Consider the following 19,548-nt stretch of genomic DNA (forward strand, 5'->3'; position numbering starts at 1 on the left):
GAATTATCTTAATATATGAAAAAAATATTACTATTATTACTCGTAACAAGTGTTGCCTTTTCTCAAACGCAAAACAAAAAAGTAAAAGTGATTCTATTGGGAACTTTTCATTTTGGGGCAACTTCTGATAGAAATTCGACAAAATTTGAGGACCTATTTTCTGAAAAACGGCAAAATGAATTAGCATTAATTGCGCAAAAGCTAAAGGATTTTGGTACCGATAAAATTTTTGTAGAAAATGAAACCAATAATCAAAAAGAGCTGGATCAACAATTAGCTTTATACCAATCGAAGCAGATTAAGGATGAAAAAATCTTAAAAGACGAGATCGTTCAAATTGCATTTAGAACATCGGTTTTAAATAATGCTAAAGTAGTTTCCGTTGATTATAAACAAGAACTACCCTACGACCGGATCAATGAGTATGAAAAAATCCATGAAAAAGACGTTAATCCCTATTCGTTTTTTGATGTAGAATATCCCTTTAAGGAAAAAAGAAAAAAACTGGCAGAAACACCATTAGCAGAATACTACGTCCAGCTTAATAATCTATACAGTCGTCAGGCTTTGTTGTATGATTACTTGCATTATGCCTTAGCCTACGGAATTGGTGACGATTATACCGGAGAGAATTTTACAACTGTGTATTATGACAGAAACTTAAAGATATTTACTAACATTCTTCGTAATATTGATTTGAAAACGGACAAAACTGTAGTGGTTTTATTTGGAGCGAGTCACACCGCTTTTTTAAGACAGTTTTTTGAAAATCATCCGTATTTCGAGATTGTAGAATTAGAAACTGTTTTTTTTAATTAATCCATGAACCAACATCTTTGTAAAAACTGTGAACATAGTTTTGCAGGTAACTTCTGTTCCAATTGCGGGCAAAAAACCAATACGGTTCGACTCAATTGGACTTATTTAAAAGACGAAGCCAATTACACCATTTTACATTTCAATAAAGGATTCCTATATACCATAAGAGAATTGTTTACAAGACCCGGCGATACCATTCGAGAATTTCTAGAAGGTAAAAGAGTAAAACATTACAAACCCATTTTATTGGTATTTGTGCTTGCTGGGATTAATGGTTATTTAGCATCTCAACTCGATATTAAAGAGACTTTTAAAGAGTTCGATTATAGCAATAACATGAATAAAAGGGAACAAGCAGCTTTCATGACCGAATATATGAAATGTGTAAAATGGGCTTTTGGTCATTGGTCATTAATGGAAATTTTTGCACTTCCAATTGTGTCATTAGTTTCTTGGATTTCCTTCAGAAAATGGGGCTATAACTTTATAGAAAATGTTATAATCAATTCTTTTGCATCGGGGCAACGATTAATTTTCAGCATTTTTACTTCGATTACTTATCTTATTCTGCCCTCAGGTTATATGGGCAAATTTTCAGTATTCGCGACTATTATAACTTTTGGATTAACCATTTGGACATATGCCAGTTTATATAAACAAAAAGAAGGAAGTGCTTTGATGTTCCGAATTGCACTTTTTATTTTATTACTATTTGTGATGGCAATTATTCTGATTATTATTTTTTCAATACTATTTGTTATTTATTTGAAAAATAGCGGTAAGATTTAATTATTGTAACGGGAAAAACTCTACGGGTTTCCATTCTTTGTCGGAAAGCGAAACATAGAAATAATGAACGATATCATTACGTCCGAAGGCACCATTTTTACTGGCATCCTGAACCGTTCTGAAATACAAAAGATTTTTAGACTCGATGATTTTCCAATCGATTAATTCTTGTAAATCTGGTGAAAGCTTCGTAAACTTATTTCCGGCAATGGTGCTGATGTACAAAGACTTTATGTCGCTGTTATCCAACTTTCCGTCTTTGTTAGTATCCATATCCGCTAGAGAATATACTAGTAACTGTTGATTGGTTTTATCGGCAACACTCTTTAGATACGTAGCCGTTTCAATTAAAACTTGTTTATCGGTTAAGGCATAAATAGTATCCTTGCCTATTTCTTGAAACTTGAGGTTTTTGAGATAACCTGTAATTTGAAATTCTCCATAATTCGAAACGGTAAAACTCGGCTCAGAATCCGATTTGATGCTTTTTGCATTTCCGGACATTACACCAATGGGATAAATCATAAAATTAGTGCCCTCCATAGTAATAGGTAAATCAGCTACTTCAATTTGAGTCGTGTCGGCTACCATTACCGTTTTTGATTTAGCATTATTTTCGTAAATCACTTTAGGTTTGGTTGCTTCTTCTTTTTTACAACTAGACAAAACCAAAACAACAAATAGCGCAATGTAGGAAGGATACTTTTTCATTGGAATAAATTTGACTCTAAAATTAGTAAATTATTGCTACAATTTTGCTGTTAGTTTGATATTGAAAACACGCGTAGTCATATAATTCGGAATTCCGTATTGGTTTTTAGTGTAAACATCGCGTACCCAGGTATTCGTAATGGCATTTTGATTGTTGAATAAATTGAATATTTCAAAACCAAAAGATAAATCTTGGAATTTCTTTAACCAATGACCCACTGGTCTTTCGTTGTTTCTTTCGGTCAATACATAAGAAAACCCAACATCAGCACGACGGTAATCACGCAAACGACTTTGATACGTATAAACATCGGCGTACGAAGGCGAACCACCTGGCAATCCCGTATTGTACACTAAATTCAAGTATAACTTCATATTCGGAATATTCGGCATATAATCTTGGAAAAGGATTCCGAATTTCAATCTTTGGTCTGTTGGACGGGCAATAAAACCTCTACCGTCTTGATTTTCTTCGGTTTTCATATAACCAAAACTCAACCAGGATTCCGTTCCCGGAACAAATTCACCATTCAAACGGGTTTCAAAACCATAAGCATAGGCTTCAGCATCATTATTAGCTCGATAACGAATTCTGACATTCTCTAAAGTGTAGGTATTAACATCGCTCATCGATTTATAATAGGCTTCGGTAACCAATTTGAACTTCCGATTATACATCAGGAAATTATAGTCATTGCTCAACACAAAATGAATGGATTGCTGTGCTTTTACATTAGGATTAACAACACCATTATTATCTCTTAACTCTCTGTAAAACGGTGGCTGATGATAATAGCCTAAAGCAAATTTAAAAATCATGTCTCTGTCCCAATCCGGTTTTAATGAAAATTGAGCACGTGGACTAAAAACTGTTTGGCTTTTCGCATTAGATATTGCATCTCCCGAGACCATCCAATTGTGCGCTCTAACTCCGGCCGTCATCCAAAGTTGGCTATTTCCTAGCGTCGTTTTTGTATTCCACTGTGCATACCCTGAAAACCGATTGATATCAATAAAATTAGTCGCTCTAATGTTTTGGTACGGTACTAAAGGTCCGGTGTAAGGATTATAAGGTTGATCATTTGGAAGGTCAAAATCGGGTGGATTAATATGGAACCCAGCAGAATCAATTACTTCCCATTCGACAATTCTATCGCGAAAGTTTTCTCGAGTATATTTAAAACCCCAATCAATTTGATGTTTTTTGTTATTGATTAAATGCGTTCCTTTAACTTCTGCATTGAAAATTAGAGCATCCAAATCGTTTCGGGCGTGATTCAATTGTGTTCCGATACCACGATCTAAAGCCACTTCTACAGCTCCTTCGGTATTTGTTGAAACTTCACCTAAAAAATAGGCCGCATAAATATCGAAATACTCTTGTTCCTGAGTGTGGTAAAGCGATGTGATTAGCTTATATGTATTATGGTCATTGGCCGCATAAGTAGTCTTGAAAGCACCAAAAAGCGTTTGGTATTTATCTTTCTCTTGTCCTTCATAAAACACCAATAATGCAATGGGTTCGTCGATTGTTCCAAAATTAGTCTGTCTGGTCAACGGCTGATAGCTGTATTTATTTTGGGAAGCATTTCCTAAGAAACTAAACTGCCATTTTTCATTGGGATTGAAATTTACATTGGTCTGAACGTCCATGTAAGTTGGTCTGTAGTTGGTTTGGGTTTCCTGACTGTTTACTAGAAGTGAGTTATCTCGGTAACGAATTCCGGTAATGGCTGACCATTTTTTGTTTTTCGAAATGCCTTCTCCGGTCAAACTTCCACCGAGGAAACTGGCTTCTGCTGCTAAACCAAATTTGGTTGGTTTTCTGTAGGTAATATCTAAAACGGAAGATAATTTATCTCCATATTTTGCTTGAAATCCACCTGCGGAAAAATCTACATTCTGCACCATATCCGTATTGGTAAAACTCAATCCTTCCTGTTGCCCTGAACGAATTAAGAACGGACGATAGACTTCAATCTCATTAACATATACTAAATTTTCATCATAATTTCCGCCACGTACATTGTATCCTGAACTTAATTCACTATTGCCACTCGCACTTGGTAAAGATTTCAAAACACTTTCCACGCCAGGCATTGCACTCGGATTTGTTCGGATGGTTTCCGGGTCAATAGAAGTTATGCCTTGGACTCTTCTCTTACTACTAGTAATGACTACATCGCTCAATTGCTCCGCTTTTTCATTCATCATTACGTGATACTCAAATTCTTCTCCAGGTTTTAATTGAATGGGCACCGTAATACTTTTCAGAGAAGTATGTGTAAACACTAAAATGATTTTTTGATTGGCGGGAACCGTGATGGTGTAGAATCCATTGGCGTCAGTATTGACTGTTTTGGTTTGGTAGCTTATGTTTACACCTTCGACGGGTTTGTTATTGTCATCGAGTACAACTCCGGCTACTTTAGCGGTTTGATTTTGCGCAAAAGCAATGATACTGATGGTGAAAAATAGGAGCGTAAAAAGGAATTTATTTGTTTTCAAATTGTATCGTTATGGTTTTTGACTTCTAAAAAAATGTGTTTCAAAGATAGTAGAATTTCCAACATTATCAGTCACTACTACTTTTAAATCGTTTTTACCTTCGGCTACAATTCCGTCCGTAAAACGATGGGTTAACTTTTTGGTTTTGGGTTCATATTCTAATAAAATCCATTTCCCATTCAAATACCCATCATAACTTTTGATGCCGGATAAATTATCTGAAATACTGAATTTCAATTCATTAAGATTACTAATCCATTTACCTCCTACTGATTTGTCTGCTTTTATTTTGGGCGGCGTTCCATCTGTAAACAGTCTATAATCTCCAAAATATTTTGTGTAAATGGTAAACGAATTTTTATAACGTTTAGTATTGTAGTAGCTTATTTTTTTTCCGTGAACCAAACCTATAAACATTATTTCTCTGTCTTTTTGTGAGCTAATACTATCTTCAAAGGTGATGGAGAAATTGGTGTGTGCCGGAACACTGTCTTCATGAAGTTTAAGTATTCCGTTATCTACATTAAAATTCATATAAAAATCATCGTAAAAGGTATTTGGCGGAAAAGTAACGGTTACATTATCTAATGAAAAAATATTTTCCTTTTTTGACTTTACAAAATACTTTGTAGTAATAGGAACCTCTGAAACCTTTGCTGGTGTATCAGAATATTGAATGGGTAGGTACACTTTGGTCGTGTTTTCACTAAAATCAGCCACTTCAATTCGGTAAGCCTGAGTAATGTTGTTTGCAATCGTAATAATCCCATTGTTATCGCTCGATTTTATGATACTTAAAGGAAACGGATTTTTCATAAACAACCTTTGTACTCTTTGACCTAATTTTTTGTAGCGTTCATAATCAATCAAAGCATTGACATATCGGGACTCGTCAAAAGCAAAAGTATCAAACTGATAGCCAAAATCCGGTTTACCATTCAAGTAAGTCTGAACTTTAAACGGCCCATTAGTATTCCAGGAAACATCATCAAAATCAATAGCTGTCAGTCCAAAGCCTATTTTTCCAGTCGCCAACACTTTTTCTGCCAAATAACTGCCATCTTCCTGCAACGATAAGTTGACAGAAATTGGTCTTCTGGATTGATTTACAATGGAATTTTCATCTATGGGATAGACCCACAAACTATTAATCACGGGGCGTTTTGTATCGGGTATCACGTCACTAAACCCGAAGTACATCGGATTGATAATTTTTTCTGATGCTGTATCCCGTATTTCAAAATGCAAATGTGGTCCATCAGAACCACCCGTATTTCCGGAAATGGCAATGACTTGATCTTTTTTAACTTGTAAATCATTTGGAAATAATGCAACATCAATCTCATACGATTGGGCTTTATATTGTTCTTTTTTGATGTATTCTTCCACTGCCCCAAAACCAGATTGCAAATGACCATAAACTGTGGTAAAACCGTTGGGATGTGTTATATAAATTGCTTTCCCGTAACCAATCTCAGAAATTTTAATACGAGAAACATAACCCTCAGCTGAAGCATAGACATTGAAACCTTCTTTCTTTTGTGTTTTAAAATCAAAACCCGAATGGAAATGATTGGGTCTTAATTCCCCAAAATTTCCCGATAACTGTAACGGAATATCTAAGGGAGAACGAAAATAATCTCTCGGATAGTGATTTTGTCCAAAACCGGCAATAGAAAACAGCAAAAATAACCCAAGGATTTTCATGAAAACTCGTTTTAGCTAAAGTAATAAAAAGGGTGTGTAAAAAATTACAATAAAAGTGTATTTTATAACTCGTTAAAAAACAAAATATTATAATTTAAGTTTCTAATGGACAGAAATAATTGTCAAAACTATTGTACAACCGAAATAGAATCCTAACTTTGTGAAGTAAGTAATGAATAAAAATTCATGAGTGAAATTGCAGAAATAATCGATGCTCTCGAGGCTAGAATTGGCAAACTTTTTACGAAAATAGAAAGTTTAGAACGCAATGCTGGTGCTGTAAAAGGAGAATTAGATACTTCTGCTGCTTTGATAAAAAAACAATCTGATGAAATTGAACAATTAAAATCAGAATGCGAATCACTCCGAATGGCGAATTCATTATTAGGCGGTGAAGAAAACAAACGAGATACAAAGCTTAAAATAAATTCATTAATCCGAGAGATAGATTACTGTATAGCGCAGTTATCAGACTAATAGCATGAATGAAAAGCTTAAAATAAAAATATCAATTGCTGACCGGGTTTATCCGCTAACGGTGGACTTGTCACAAGAGGAAGGATTGCGAAGTGCTTCCAAAAAAATTGATGCTATGATTAAGCAATTCGAAGAAAACTATGCTGTTCGCGACAAGCAAGATGTATTGGCGATGTGCGCCCTGCAATTTGCCTCACAAGTAGAACAAAAGCAGGTTGATAGTTCTATAGACAGTAAGGATTTGGAAAGATTGAAAAAGATTAATGATTTAGTATTAGATTATCTCGAAAAAAAATAACGTTCTTATCACATAGAATTACAATACCGCCTACATTAGATTTTAATTGGTAAACTCAACACTAACAATTTAGAATGAGCAAATCATCGTTACTAAAGCATGCCACTTTTATCGTGGATCCTTGACCAACGAGTTAGCTCAAAACTTGTCCTTACGAGTTTATGCATTCACCTAATGTAGGCTTTTTTTATATATAAACACAAACAAACCATGGGAACAACATTTATTATAATTGCACTTATTGCGGGAATTGCCGGAGGTTTTGGAATTGCAAAATTCCTTGAAAAAAGCAACATCTCCAATATGGTTAAAAATGCTAAGAAAGAAGCTGCTTCTATTCTAAAAGACGCGAATCTAGAAGCGGAAAACATCAAGAAAGACAAATTATTACAGGCAAAAGAAAAATTTTTAGAACTAAAATCAGAGCACGAACAAGAGATTTTAGGTAAGGATAAAAGAATCGCAGAAATAGAAAAAAGAACGCGTGACAAAGAATCTCAAGTATCTAGCGAATTGGCAAAAGCCAAAAAAATAAACGATGATTTTGAAGCCAAAACAACAGAATACACTTCAAAAATTGAAATTCTAGACAAGAAACAACAGGAACTTGAACGATTACATAAAAGTCAAGTAGAGCAATTAGAAGTTATCTCAGGATTATCTGCTGAAGACGCCAGAGAACAATTAGTAGAGAGCTTAAAGGCGGAAGCCAAAACTAAAGCAATGTCGCACATTCAGGACACTATTGAAGAAGCGAAACTAACTGCACAACAAGAAGCTAAAAAAGTCATCATCAATACCATCCAACGTGTTGGAACAGAAGAAGCCGTTGAGAATTGCGTTTCTGTTTTCAATATTGAATCAGATGACGTCAAAGGTAGAATTATTGGTCGTGAAGGAAGAAATATACGAGCGCTTGAAGCGGCAACGGGAGTTGAAATTATTGTTGATGATACGCCAGAAGCAATCATTCTTTCGTGCTTTGACCCAGTAAGAAGAGAGATTGCTCGTCTTTCGTTACACAAATTAGTAACCGACGGAAGAATTCACCCAGCTCGAATTGAGGAAGTAGTGGCTAAAACGACGAAACAAATTGATGATGAAATCATCGAAGTGGGAAAACGTACTGTAATCGATTTGGGAATTCACGGTTTGCATCCTGAACTAATTAAGGTTGTGGGTAGAATGAAATACCGTTCGTCTTACGGACAAAATTTATTACAACACTCGCGTGAAGTTTCTAAGCTTTGCGGAATCATGGCAGCCGAATTAGGACTGAATGTTAAATTAGCCAAACGTGCCGGTTTACTTCACGATATCGGTAAAGTGCCTGATGCAGAAAGTGATTTACCACACGCTTTATTAGGAATGCAATGGGCTGAGAAATTTGGCGAAAAAGAAGAAGTTTGTAATGCCATCGGAGCACACCACGACGAGATTGAAATGAAATATTTGATTTCTCCAATTATTCAGGTTTGTGATGCTATTTCGGGCGCAAGACCAGGCGCAAGACGTCAAGTATTGGATTCTTACATCCAAAGATTAAAAGATCTTGAAAACATTGCTTTCGGATTTAATGGTGTTAAAAATGCCTATGCCATCCAAGCAGGACGTGAGCTTCGTGTTATTGTAGAAAGTGAGAAAGTAAGCGATGAAAACGCTGCCAACCTATCTTTTGAGATTTCGCAAAAAATCCAAACCGAAATGACCTATCCTGGTCAAGTAAAAATAACGGTGATTCGAGAAACCCGAGCTGTTAATATTGCTAAATAATACACCTATTTATAAAGTAAAAGGCGATGTCATTTAAATGACATCGCCTTTTTTATGCAGAAAAGATAGATTTTAAACCATCAAGAGTGATAGGCTTTAAATAGTAATCTTTAATTTCATCCTTAAAATCATTAGCTCTGTTGCGGTCAACAGTATTGTCGGAAGAACTAATAATATAAATAGCTATCTCTTTCTGAATTCTTTCTTTCAGGGTTTTAAATTCTTCTAAAAACTGCCATCCATCTAAAATAGGCATGTTGATATCCAATAAAATTAAATCGGGTGGCGATTCCTGTTTGTCAAGTTTACTTTTGATTCCTTCAATAGCCAGAAGACCATTTTCAAAAAATTCGGGTTCAACATTGATGTTATTGCTAACTAATAATTTCTTGATGATAAAATGAAAAATCTTATCATCGTCTACAACAAAAACGTCGTTAAATTTCATTCGTTTAAAAACAAGGGGTTGTGGTATTTGCTTTGTTTAATCTGTGCTAAAATAACTAAAAAATCAACACTTTACCTTTTTCTAGGATGAAATGTATTGATGACTTGCGTTAAATGTTTGCGATCCAAATGCACATAGATTTCGGTGGTCGTAATCGACTCATGTCCAAGCATCATTTGAATGGAACGCAAATCGGCTCCATTCTCTAAAAGATGGGTCGCAAACGAGTGACGCAGCGTGTGTGGACTGATATTTTTCTGCAAATTAATCTTTACCGCTAGTGTCTTTATTATGGTAAAAATCATCGCACGAGTCAGCTGCTTTCCTCTTCTGTTTAAAAATAAGGTATCTTCAAAACCTTTCAAGATTTCCATATGGTTTCGGATGGTATTTTTGTAAAGCTCAATAAATTTTTGTGTCGATGAAGCTATTGGTACAAAACGCTGCTTATTCCCTTTTCCGGTAATCTTTATAAAACCCTCCTCAAAAAACAAATCCGATATTTTTAAGGTTGTGATTTCTGAAACTCTTAGTCCACAACCGTAAAGCGTTTCCAATATCGCCCTATTTCTTTCACCTTCAGGAGTAGATAAATCAATAGCAGCTATAAGATTATCAACCTCTTCAAGTGAAAGCGTATCGGGAAGTTTACGGCCGATTCTGGGTGCTTCAATCAATTCCATCGGATTGTCTGTGCGGTAATCTTCAAAGATAAGATAAGAAAAGAAGCTTTTGAGGCCAGAAATAATCCGCGCCTGAGAACGCACGTTTACTTCTTTTGAAACGGCATAGATAAACTGCTGAATGGTTTCCTCACTTATTTTTTCGGGTGAAACTGTAATATTATTTTCAAGCATGAAACTGCATAACCGTTCTAAATCGAATGTATAATTAGCTACTGTGTTCTTGGACAAGCCACGCTCAATTTTAAGATACGATTGAAAACTTTTAATATAATTTTTCCAGTTCATAAGACAAAGTAACGAAATGTATCGACATAAAAAAACCTCCCGAAAGAGAGGTTTCTATATAAATTAGAAGTTGGTTTATATTTTAAAAACGCCGCCAACATTAAAGGAACCAAAATTGTTACTAGTTGAAAACTCAGAATCTTTAATAATATCAGTAAGCCCTGAAACACCCTGATAATCGATTAAAACACTAAAGTTTTTAGCAACTTCAATTTTATACCCAATTCCAACATTTAACCCAATTTGAGTGGTCTTAAAAAAATCTTTTATATTATCACCGTTTTCATTTTTTGCTGAAGTTAAAATGCTAAGACTTGGTCCAAAATTTAAATACCATTTTCTGGTGCTTCCAAAATGCCAATTAGCGTTTACTGGAATAGTAACATAACTTAAATTATCTTCAAAACCAGCAACTTCAGTACCCATTTTCTGCAGCAATAGTCCTGATCTAATACTCCAACGGTTATTAAAAAAATAATCTCCTGTTATTCCAAAAGCAACCCCAGCAACTGGGTTATTTAAAGAGCCCGCATCGCCCCCAAAATAATTAGAACTAGAATAACCGATTTGCGGAGCTAATTCTATTGCTCCTTTCACTCTTAATTGGGCATTTGCAATTGTTGCCGTCAATACAACAGCAATAACTAAAATAACTTTTTTCATGTTTTGTTTTTATTGATTTGAGGGCAAATATATTCAAATTAATTTCAAAACAAATCTTACAACCCAAATTATTAGAATAAAAAAAACCGCGCCAATGGCGCGGTTTTCTTAAATATTTTTTCAAATATTAGAAGTGTAAAGCAAATCCAACACATAATTGGATAGCGTTGTCTTCAGTGTATTTGTCATTCATTGTTAAGTTGTAACGTAAACCTGGCTCGATAGAAACATTTTCTCCCAAGAATACTGCATAACCAGCTTGTAATCCTAAGTAAGATGGAGTCTCATCAGCTACTTTGTATGCATCCCCAGAAGCTCCAGAGTAATCAACTTGTACTGGAATGTTACCCATGATGTAATACTTAGCACCTACTTTATAAGCAAATCCTCCAACATTACCTGTTCCATCATCTTCAGAATTATAACCAATTCCAAGTTTGATAGCTAAGTTATCCATTACGAAATAACCTCCTTCAGCACCTAAAGACATTCTTTTAACATCTCCTTGAGAGTAGTAACCAAAACTTGTATCAGCACCAGTTACAGCACCAAAACCAGTATTAGCTTCGATTAACCATTTTCCTTTAGAAGTTTGAGAACCACTTGCTTTTTCTTTCTTGTCTTGTGCATTTGCAAAAGTCACAGCAAATACAGCAGCCATTGTTAAAATAATTTTTTTCATGTTTGTTAATTTTAAAATTAATATGAACAAATTTAGAAGTAATCCTTTTCTATCATCCAAAAACACCATTTCACTTATTAACAATGTTATTAACAAAATGTTGATAACAACAAACTACATATCAGACAATTAAAAGAGATATCAACGAAAAACCGTTTATTCTAAATAATCAAAAAGTCAGACAACTAGCTGCAAATAGCGCAATTAACACCTAAAAGACCACGAAAAACACTATTAAATTAGACTTTCAAATATTACAAAGTTTGTCTACATTTACTGAAAACATAACGTATTCCATGAAAATCATCATCATCAATGGTCCCAATCTAAACCTATTAGGAAAAAGGGAACCCGAAGTTTACGGCAACAAAACATTCTCCGACTACTTTCAGGAACTGAAAGATAAATATCCAAACATAGCTTTAGACTATTTTCAAAGCAATATAGAAGGGGAAATTATCGACAAAATTCAGGAAACCGGATTTAGTTATGACGGCATCATTTTGAATGCTGCAGCGTACACGCACACTTCCGTTGGTATAGGCGACGCTGTTAAAGCAATCACAACGCCGGTTATTGAAGTCCATATTTCGAATACATTTGCTCGAGAAACGTTCCGTCATCAATCCTTTATATCAGCGAATGCTAAAGGAATTATCATTGGTTTCGGATTAAAAAGCTACGAACTAGCACTGCAGTCCTTTTTGTAACCTTTATAAACAATTATATGCCTCTGAAAAAATTACTATCGTTTGCATTGTTTTTAGTAACACTAACTTCCTTTGGGCAAATAAAAGGAACCATCGTTGACGATAAAGGAAATCCGTTGCCGTTCGTAAACATCTTCGAAGAAAACACCTATATCGGAACAACTTCAAACGAACAAGGCAAGTATGAACTCAATGTGAGAATTCCGGGAAATCATACCATTCTGTTTCAATACTTAGGATTCAAAACCAATAAGCAAATAGTAATGCTTCAAAACAATGCTCCAACAGCAATTGTAGATGTCATCATGATTGAGGAGAATTTCACGCTAAAAGAAGTAGTCATCAATACTGCCGAAAATCCGGCTAATGAAATCATCCGAAACGCCATAAAAAATAAGAGAGACAACGCCGAAAAAACCGCTCGTTTCAAAGCTGAATTTTATTCTCGTGGTATCATTCGGCTAAAAGATGCTCCTAAAACCATCATGGGACAAAAGTTTGATTTTTTTGATGAAATACTCGACTCCACAAGAAGCGGAATCATTTATCTGTCGGAAACGGTTTCGAAAATCACATTCCAAAAGCCTGACAAAATGAAGGAAGTTATTGTAGCTTCTAAAGTAAGTGGTAAGGACAATGGTTTTAGCTTTAACAACGCAGCATCGGTAAATTTTGATTTTTATGAAAATTATTTGCCATTCGAAATCAATGTGGTCTCTCCTATTGCTGACAATGCATTCAATTATTACAAATACAAATTTGAAGGCTCGTTTTTTAACGAAAACAAGCAGCAAATCAATAAAATTAAAGTAATTCCCCGTCGTGATAACGAACCTGTCATGGAAGGATACATTTATATAGTAGATGATTCTTATGCCATTTATGCCACCGATTTATCTATTAAAGGAAATCAAATGCAATCGCCGGCCATTGATAAGTTGACCTTAAAACAGAGCTACAGCTATAATTCGAATAATAAAATCTGGATACAAAACACACAAACCATCGACTTTGTCGCCGGAATGCTGAGCATCAAGCTCAACGGTAGGTTTACTTATGTTTATTCTAACTTCGAGTTTGAGAAGAGATTCGACAAAAAGACTTTTACCAACGAAATTCTGTCCTTTGAAGAAAATGCCAATAAAAAAGAAGATTCGTTTTGGAATACTATTCGACCTGTTCCTTTGACTGAAGAAGAAGCTACTGATTATGTCAAAAAAGACATTTTACAAACTAAAAAGAAATCTAAAGTCTATCTGGATTCCATCGATAAAAAACGAAATAAATTTAAAATTACCGACATCCTCTATGGTTACAGCTACAATAATTCGTATAAAAAATGGTCACTCAATTATGACGGGCCACTCTTTTCGACTTCGTTTAATACCGTTCAAGGTTGGCGAACTAGTGTTGGCCTTTCTTACACCAAACGCGATGAAGAAAAGAGAACCTTTACCCGAATTGGCTCTAAATTTGACTACGGCTTTTCAGAAGAAAAACTTAGAGCAACTGCCAGTTATGTTCAAAAATTCAACAATACGAACAACAGCACATTATACCTCAACGGTGGAAGTTCGGTGAATCAGTTTAATCAAAGTAATCCGATTTCAAATGTGGTTAACACCGTGAGCACTTTATTTTTCAAAAATAATTTTATGAAAGTGTATGAAAAGAATTTTGTGGCCGCCACTTTTGCTCGAGAAATAGTGAATGGTATTTATCTGAATGCCGGAGTGGAATATGCAGAAAGAAAACCGCTCTTCAATACTACGGATTATACGGTTATTAAAAATGACGATTTATATACTTCTAATAATCCGTTAGCTCCAACCGACGAGACTACTGCTGCTATAACGAAACATAATTTGGTCAAAACTAATGTGGCTATGCGATTCAATTTTGGTCAAAAATACCTCACGCGTCCTGACGGAAAATTCAATATCCCAAATGATGATTATCCAGCACTAACATTGGGTTATGAAAAAGCAATGGCGGCCACTGATAAAAATTATGAATACGATTTTTTGGCCGCAAAAGTGAATTATGATGTTACGCTGGGAAATAAAGGAATTATGCAAATGGTATTCAAAGGTGGGAAATTCTTTAATGCCGACAATATTTCTTTTGTAGATTACAGACATTTCAACGGAAACCAAACGCATATCGGTCAAGCAGAAAACTACACAAACGTATTTAATTTATTGCCTTATTATAGCGCCAGCACTAACGACAGTTATTTTGAAACCCATCTAGAACACAACGACAAAGGGTATTTTATGAATAAAATTCCGTTGCTGAAATACCTGAAATCGCAATTGGTTTTAGGCTTCCACAACTTAGCCATACCGGAAAGAAAACCCTATCAGGAATTCTCAGTTGGTTTGGACAATCTTGGCTTCGGGAAATTGAAATTCCTAAGAGTCGATTATGTGCGTTCTTATCAAAATGGTTATCAGGGCGACGGTGTGATTTTTGGCTTGAAATTTTTAAATGTATTGGAATAAACCACAAATAATGCAACTCTAAGAACAAAACGCAAATGTTTACTCATCAAGGAAAATCCAGAACCTTAAGTCATAATTTGCGCATTGCATCGTTGCTGTCTTTTGTGGCCGGAATTGTAAATGTGGCCGGATTTCTTGCTGTTGCTAAACTCACTACCAATGTCACCGGACATTTTGCTTTTTTTGTAGACGAAGTCTTTAAATTGAATTTTTGGGAAGGCTTTGTGTATTTCCTCTATATCTTTTTCTTTTTTATGGGCTCTTTTGTTTCGAGTTATTTGGTGGAATTAATCTCGCAAAAAACCGAAAGAAACATTTATGTATTTCCGACTTCAATAGAAATCCTAATCCTTTTGTTACTAGGGATTTTTGGTGGAAGTCTGCTTACTAAAAATCCAAATGTTATTGCTTGCAGCCTATTGTTTGCGATGGGATTGCAAAACTCTTTGGTGACTAAAATATCAAACGCGACGGTGAGAACAACGCATTTGACCGGACTTTTCACCGATCTCGGCATAGAATTATCACAGCTTTTTTTCTTCAAAGAACTTCAAATGAAACAAAAACTGTATGCTTCCATTAAATTGAGATTAATCATCATCAGCTTCTTTTTTATCGGTGGCATTATAGGTGGGATATTTTATGTGAAAATAAAATTGAAAGTACTCATCATCGCTGCTGTGGCTTTGGCAATCGGATTAATTTACGATAATATCAAGCTCAAAATTCTGTTGCTCAACCGAAAGTATAATCATTAATATCAAATCCAATCTTGGTATTTTTAACACTGTATTCTGAATCGTCAATGGCATTTAAAGCAATAAAAGATGGTTTTATTCGTTTCCTTTTGAAACCTTCAAACTAAAATCATGAAGAAAGTAATTTACATTATAGTCGTGCTCTTTGTAGCCTTTTTGTTTTTTGCCCTTATACCCATTAATAACTCCAAGGAAAATAGTATTGAAGTAACTGGAACTATAAAATCTGTACAGGAAGGTGGCGTTAAAGATGTCGTTTTTGAGTTGGAAAACAATCCGATAAAGTATTACATCAATCGTGGGTTTGAAAACGGATTTGAACTAACGAAAACCAAAAAAGATCTTGAAGGAAAGAAAATCAAATTGTTTTATGCTGATAGCTGGACTCCTTTGGCACCATTTGGACTCCAATACAAACATATCTCACATTTAGTTGTTCATGATTCTGTGGTTTATAACGAATGGTAAGTGCCATTCTAAAATACTTTAAGACGAAAATTCACGTAAGAAAAACATCATACGCAAATCGAATCAGCGTTCCGATGACGACGATAAGAAAGAAAACACGAATAAATCCGTTTCCTTTTTTGAGGGCAATTTTGGCGCCAACCCAGCCACCAAAAGCATTACAGATAGCCATCGGAATAGCAATGGCCCATATAATTTTTCCCTTAAAAACAAAAAGACAAATCGAACCAAAATTGGTCGCAAGGTTCACCATTTTAGCATTGGTAGAAGCCTGAAGAAAATCAAAGCCTAAAATGGCCACAAAAGCCAACACCAAAAAGCTTCCCGTTCCCGGACCAATAAATCCATCATAAAACCCAATGATAAAACTGATAAAGACTGCATATAAAAGCTGTTTCCTAGAGGAATGCTCTTTTATCTGATGACTCCCAAAATCTTTTTTGACAAACGTATAAATTGCAATTAGTGTTAAAACCACCAATAACAAAGGCTTCATAAAATCGTTAGACACTTTCGTTAGCAAAATCGACCCTAAAAATGCCGAAACAAAAGCTACAACAGCCATTATCGAAAGTAATTTCCAATTCATTTCCACTTTTTTCAGGTATTGTCGTGCCGCCAAAGCTGTACCGCTAAACGATGGAATTTTCAACGAACCAATAACCGAAGAAACCGCAAGATCAGGCAACAATATCAAGGCAACCGGAGTTTGGATTAATCCACCACCGCCTACAACAGCATCTACAAATCCGGCCAAGAAAGCTGCAAGACAGAGAAGAGGAATAAGGTAGGTTTCCATAAATTTAAAATGAAAAGAGGCACAATTTGCGCCTCTATCTTGTATCTATTTGTCTATTATCTATATTAAACGCGAACAATGTTGGCGCCAAGTGCACGAAGTCTCTCATCAATACGTTCGTAACCTCTATCAATTTGCTCGATATTTTGAATGGTAGAAGTTCCTTTAGCAGATAAGGCTGCAATCAATAAAGAAATTCCCGCACGAATATCTGGCGAAGACATGGTAGTCGCTTTCAACTGTGATTGAAAATTGTGCCCCATAACTACTGCTCTGTGTGGATCACAAAGCATAATTTTAGCGCCCATATCGATCAGTTTATCTACGAAGAATAATCGGCTTTCAAACATTTTCTGATGAATCAATACATCGCCATTTGCCTGAGTAGCTACAACCAAAACAATACTTAATAAATCTGGTGTAAATCCTGGCCATGGTGCATCGGCAATGGTTAATATAGAACCATCGATATCCGTCTTAACAGTATAACCTTTGGTGTGAGATGGAATATAAATATCATCTCCCTTTTTCTCTAAAGTGATTCCCAATTTTCGGAATACACTTGGAATAACACCTAGGTTTTCCCAGGAAACATTTTTTATAGTGATTTCGCTTCTAGTCATTGCTGCAAGACCAATCCAAGAACCTATTTCAATCATGTCCGGAAGGATTCTGTGTTCACAACCTCCAAGATTTTCAACGCCTTCAATAGTCAGTAAATTAGAACCAACTCCGGTAATTTTGGCTCCCATCGAGTTAAGCATTTTACAAAGCTGTTGCAAATAAGGCTCACAAGCGGCATTGTAAACGGTCGTAGTACCTTCAGCTAAAACTGCCGCCATCACGATATTGGCAGTACCGGTTACTGAAGCTTCATCAAGCAACATGTGAGCTCCTTTCAAACGCGTTTTGGTTTCTACTCCATAAAAATGATCTTCTCTTTCGTATCTGAATTTAGCTCCTAAATTGATAAATCCTTCAAAATGCGTATCCAAACGACGTCGACCAATTTTATCTCCACCCGGTTTTGGAATATACCCTTTTCCGAAACGAGCTAATAAAGGACCAACAATCATAATAGAACCTCTCAAACTGCCGCCTTCTTTTTTAAAAGCCTCGGTTTCAAGATAACCCACGTTCACTTCATCTGCCTGAAAGGTGATGGAACCCGGACCGTTTTTTTGAATTTTAACGCCTAAGTTGCCTAAAAGGGTGATTAATTTATTAACATCGATGATGTCAGGAATATTGCTGATTGTTACTTTTTCCGGAGTCAATAGCACAGCACATAAGATTTGCAATGCTTCATTTTTAGCTCCTTGTGGGGTTACATCTCCCTTAAGTTGAATTCCTCCTTCTATTTTAAAAGTTCCCATTTTTTATAATTATGAATTACAAGTCATAATTTATGAGTTACATGAGAAAACAACTCATAACTCATAATTCATAACTCTTAACTATTTTGGATTATTGTTATTTTTCTTTACAAATGGCTTTTTGCCGTTTTTATTGATTTTTATCTTATTGTTCAGCGGCATGCTTTTGTTGGACATTTTTTTATTGGTACGCATCAAATCGTTGGTAGTCAACAATTCTTCGGTGCTTTGCAATAAATTTAATTTTCCGGCTGACAATTCATAAAGATGCTCAAAGATAACGGTATCGGTAACCGTGTCTTTATTCCAACTCAAATACGATTTTTTCATGTGGTTGGCAATCACTTTTACCAAGGCACTTTTCATTTCTCCTTCTTCCCAACTGTTGGCAACATCAATCATGTATTTGATATTGTTACCATAAAAACGGTATTTCGGATTTTTTTGTGGATACGCCAATCGTTCCGGTTTCAGATGAATTACATCTCGGGTCGGAATCGGATACGGTGAATCAACATCCAATTTAAAATCGGACATAATAAAAATCTGATCCCACAATTTATGCTGAAAATCGAGCACATCACGTAAATGCGGATTCAGACTACCCATCACCTGAATGATGTATTTGGCAGCTTTATTACGCGTTTCTCTGTCTTCAATAATCGTTGCCTGATCGATCAGTTTTTGCAAATGGCGACCGTACTCCGGAATGATTAAATGCGGACGTTCGGCATTGTATTCTAAATGATATACAACATCGTTGGCATTTTCTTTTATATATTTTTCAGGCATTATAATGATATTATTCCTTCTATTGTAGAAACTTCAATGTACTTTTCAATAACGCTTTCCGGACTTTCCATCATAACATTTATTGATATACTGGTATATTTTGCGGTTTTTGACTGGGTGGTTTGAATCACGGCGCCTAAATTATCAAAAGCATTTTCTACGGCTTCTATTTTCTTAGCATCAGTAGGCACTATGAATTTGTATAAATACTCACTCGGCCAAGTTGAAGTGCTGTCCAATTCTTCGCGCAATCTAATATAAAACTCTTCTGTTTTCTTATCCATTCTTTAAAAAA

20 protein-coding genes and 1 other RNA gene are annotated in these 19,548 nt (G+C 35.4%); 10 read left to right on the forward strand and 11 right to left on the reverse strand.

Annotated elements, in window-relative coordinates:
- The first annotated feature begins 15 nt into the window (after window positions 1-15).
- Both ACULEU_RS11260 and ACULEU_RS11265 read left to right on the forward strand, forming a co-directional pair.
- Window positions 16-819, forward strand: a complete 804-nt coding sequence (locus ACULEU_RS11260; protein ID WP_445452687.1) for a DUF5694 domain-containing protein — start codon at window positions 16-18, stop codon at window positions 817-819.
- Window positions 820-822: 3 nt separating this feature from the next.
- Window positions 823-1,608: a DUF3667 domain-containing protein gene (locus ACULEU_RS11265; protein ID WP_445452688.1), complete on the forward strand. Its 786-nt coding sequence runs from the start codon at window positions 823-825 to the stop codon at window positions 1,606-1,608.
- Here the strand turns inward: ACULEU_RS11265 and ACULEU_RS11270 are convergent, their stop codons facing one another.
- The 3 genes from ACULEU_RS11270 to ACULEU_RS11280 are packed head-to-tail and all read right to left on the reverse strand — an operon-like array spanning window position 1,609 to window position 6,534.
- Entirely contained in the window at window positions 1,609-2,319 is a 711-nt protein-coding gene (locus ACULEU_RS11270; protein WP_445452689.1) for a hypothetical protein, read from the reverse strand.
- Between the two features lie 36 nt (window positions 2,320-2,355).
- The gene (locus ACULEU_RS11275; protein WP_445452690.1) at window positions 2,356-4,827 is read right to left on the reverse strand and encodes a TonB-dependent receptor; all 2,472 of its coding nucleotides are present in this window, start codon (window positions 4,825-4,827) and stop codon (window positions 2,356-2,358) included.
- 9 nt (window positions 4,828-4,836) lie between these two features.
- Entirely contained in the window at window positions 4,837-6,534 is a 1,698-nt protein-coding gene (locus tag ACULEU_RS11280) for a M23 family metallopeptidase (protein WP_445452691.1), read from the reverse strand.
- A 186-nt stretch (window positions 6,535-6,720) separates the two neighbouring features.
- On the opposite strand from ACULEU_RS11280, the gene ACULEU_RS11285 reads away from it, so the two are divergent.
- The 4 genes from ACULEU_RS11285 (at window position 6,721) to rny (ending at window position 9,082) form a co-directional block, all read left to right on the forward strand.
- Entirely contained in the window at window positions 6,721-7,011 is a 291-nt protein-coding gene (locus ACULEU_RS11285) for a hypothetical protein (RefSeq protein WP_445452692.1), read from the forward strand.
- A gap of 4 nt (window positions 7,012-7,015) precedes the next feature.
- Window positions 7,016-7,309 carry a cell division protein ZapA gene (locus ACULEU_RS11290; RefSeq protein WP_445452693.1) on the forward strand — a complete coding sequence of 98 codons (294 nt, stop codon included), beginning with the start codon at window positions 7,016-7,018 and terminating at the stop codon, window positions 7,307-7,309.
- Window positions 7,310-7,362: 53 nt separating this feature from the next.
- A non-coding RNA gene (gene ssrS, locus ACULEU_RS11295) (6S RNA) lies at window positions 7,363-7,470 on the forward strand.
- A 49-nt stretch (window positions 7,471-7,519) separates the two neighbouring features.
- A complete protein-coding gene (rny, locus tag ACULEU_RS11300; RefSeq protein WP_445452694.1) occupies window positions 7,520-9,082 on the forward strand; it encodes a ribonuclease Y in 1,563 nt (520 codons plus the stop codon).
- 52 nt (window positions 9,083-9,134) lie between these two features.
- Here rny and ACULEU_RS11305 read toward each other — a convergent pair whose 3' ends face one another.
- The 4 genes from ACULEU_RS11305 to ACULEU_RS11320 all read right to left on the reverse strand — a co-directional run bounded on the left by ACULEU_RS11305 (window position 9,135) and on the right by ACULEU_RS11320 (window position 11,825).
- The gene (locus ACULEU_RS11305; protein ID WP_445452695.1) at window positions 9,135-9,530 is read right to left on the reverse strand and encodes a response regulator; all 396 of its coding nucleotides are present in this window, start codon (window positions 9,528-9,530) and stop codon (window positions 9,135-9,137) included.
- Window positions 9,531-9,601: 71 nt separating this feature from the next.
- Entirely contained in the window at window positions 9,602-10,501 is a 900-nt protein-coding gene (xerD, locus tag ACULEU_RS11310; RefSeq protein ID WP_445452696.1) for a site-specific tyrosine recombinase XerD, read from the reverse strand.
- 75 nt (window positions 10,502-10,576) lie between these two features.
- Window positions 10,577-11,164, reverse strand: coding sequence for a porin family protein (locus ACULEU_RS11315; protein WP_445452697.1), 588 nt, complete (start codon window positions 11,162-11,164; stop codon window positions 10,577-10,579).
- Between the two features lie 127 nt (window positions 11,165-11,291).
- Entirely contained in the window at window positions 11,292-11,825 is a 534-nt protein-coding gene (locus tag ACULEU_RS11320) for a hypothetical protein (protein WP_445452698.1), read from the reverse strand.
- Between the two features lie 317 nt (window positions 11,826-12,142).
- Between ACULEU_RS11320 and aroQ the strand changes: the two genes are divergently transcribed.
- The 4 genes from aroQ (at window position 12,143) to ACULEU_RS11340 (ending at window position 16,286) form a co-directional block, all read left to right on the forward strand.
- Complete coding sequence (aroQ, locus tag ACULEU_RS11325) at window positions 12,143-12,556, forward strand: type II 3-dehydroquinate dehydratase (protein ID WP_445454850.1); 414 nt, start codon at window positions 12,143-12,145, stop codon at window positions 12,554-12,556.
- Between the two features lie 17 nt (window positions 12,557-12,573).
- The gene (locus ACULEU_RS11330; protein WP_445452699.1) at window positions 12,574-15,060 is read left to right on the forward strand and encodes a DUF5686 and carboxypeptidase regulatory-like domain-containing protein; all 2,487 of its coding nucleotides are present in this window, start codon (window positions 12,574-12,576) and stop codon (window positions 15,058-15,060) included.
- 35 nt (window positions 15,061-15,095) lie between these two features.
- Complete coding sequence (locus ACULEU_RS11335) at window positions 15,096-15,818, forward strand: YoaK family protein (RefSeq protein WP_445452700.1); 723 nt, start codon at window positions 15,096-15,098, stop codon at window positions 15,816-15,818.
- Between the two features lie 111 nt (window positions 15,819-15,929).
- Window positions 15,930-16,286: a hypothetical protein gene (locus ACULEU_RS11340; protein WP_445452701.1), complete on the forward strand. Its 357-nt coding sequence runs from the start codon at window positions 15,930-15,932 to the stop codon at window positions 16,284-16,286.
- A gap of 31 nt (window positions 16,287-16,317) precedes the next feature.
- Here ACULEU_RS11340 and ACULEU_RS11345 read toward each other — a convergent pair whose 3' ends face one another.
- From ACULEU_RS11345 to ACULEU_RS11360, 4 genes are all read right to left on the reverse strand, one after another.
- Complete coding sequence (locus tag ACULEU_RS11345) at window positions 16,318-17,085, reverse strand: sulfite exporter TauE/SafE family protein (protein ID WP_445452702.1); 768 nt, start codon at window positions 17,083-17,085, stop codon at window positions 16,318-16,320.
- A gap of 65 nt (window positions 17,086-17,150) precedes the next feature.
- Window positions 17,151-18,461, reverse strand: a complete 1,311-nt coding sequence (gene murA, locus ACULEU_RS11350; protein WP_445452703.1) for a UDP-N-acetylglucosamine 1-carboxyvinyltransferase — start codon at window positions 18,459-18,461, stop codon at window positions 17,151-17,153.
- A gap of 81 nt (window positions 18,462-18,542) precedes the next feature.
- Entirely contained in the window at window positions 18,543-19,253 is a 711-nt protein-coding gene (locus ACULEU_RS11355) for a DUF4290 domain-containing protein (RefSeq protein ID WP_445452704.1), read from the reverse strand.
- Window positions 19,253-19,537, reverse strand: coding sequence for a DUF493 family protein (locus ACULEU_RS11360; protein WP_445452705.1), 285 nt, complete (start codon window positions 19,535-19,537; stop codon window positions 19,253-19,255). Before ACULEU_RS11360 ends, ACULEU_RS11355 begins: the two co-directional genes overlap by 1 nt.
- Between the last annotated feature and the right edge of the window lie 11 nt (window positions 19,538-19,548).

It is taken from the genome of Flavobacterium sp. 25HG05S-40 (genome assembly GCF_052654735.1).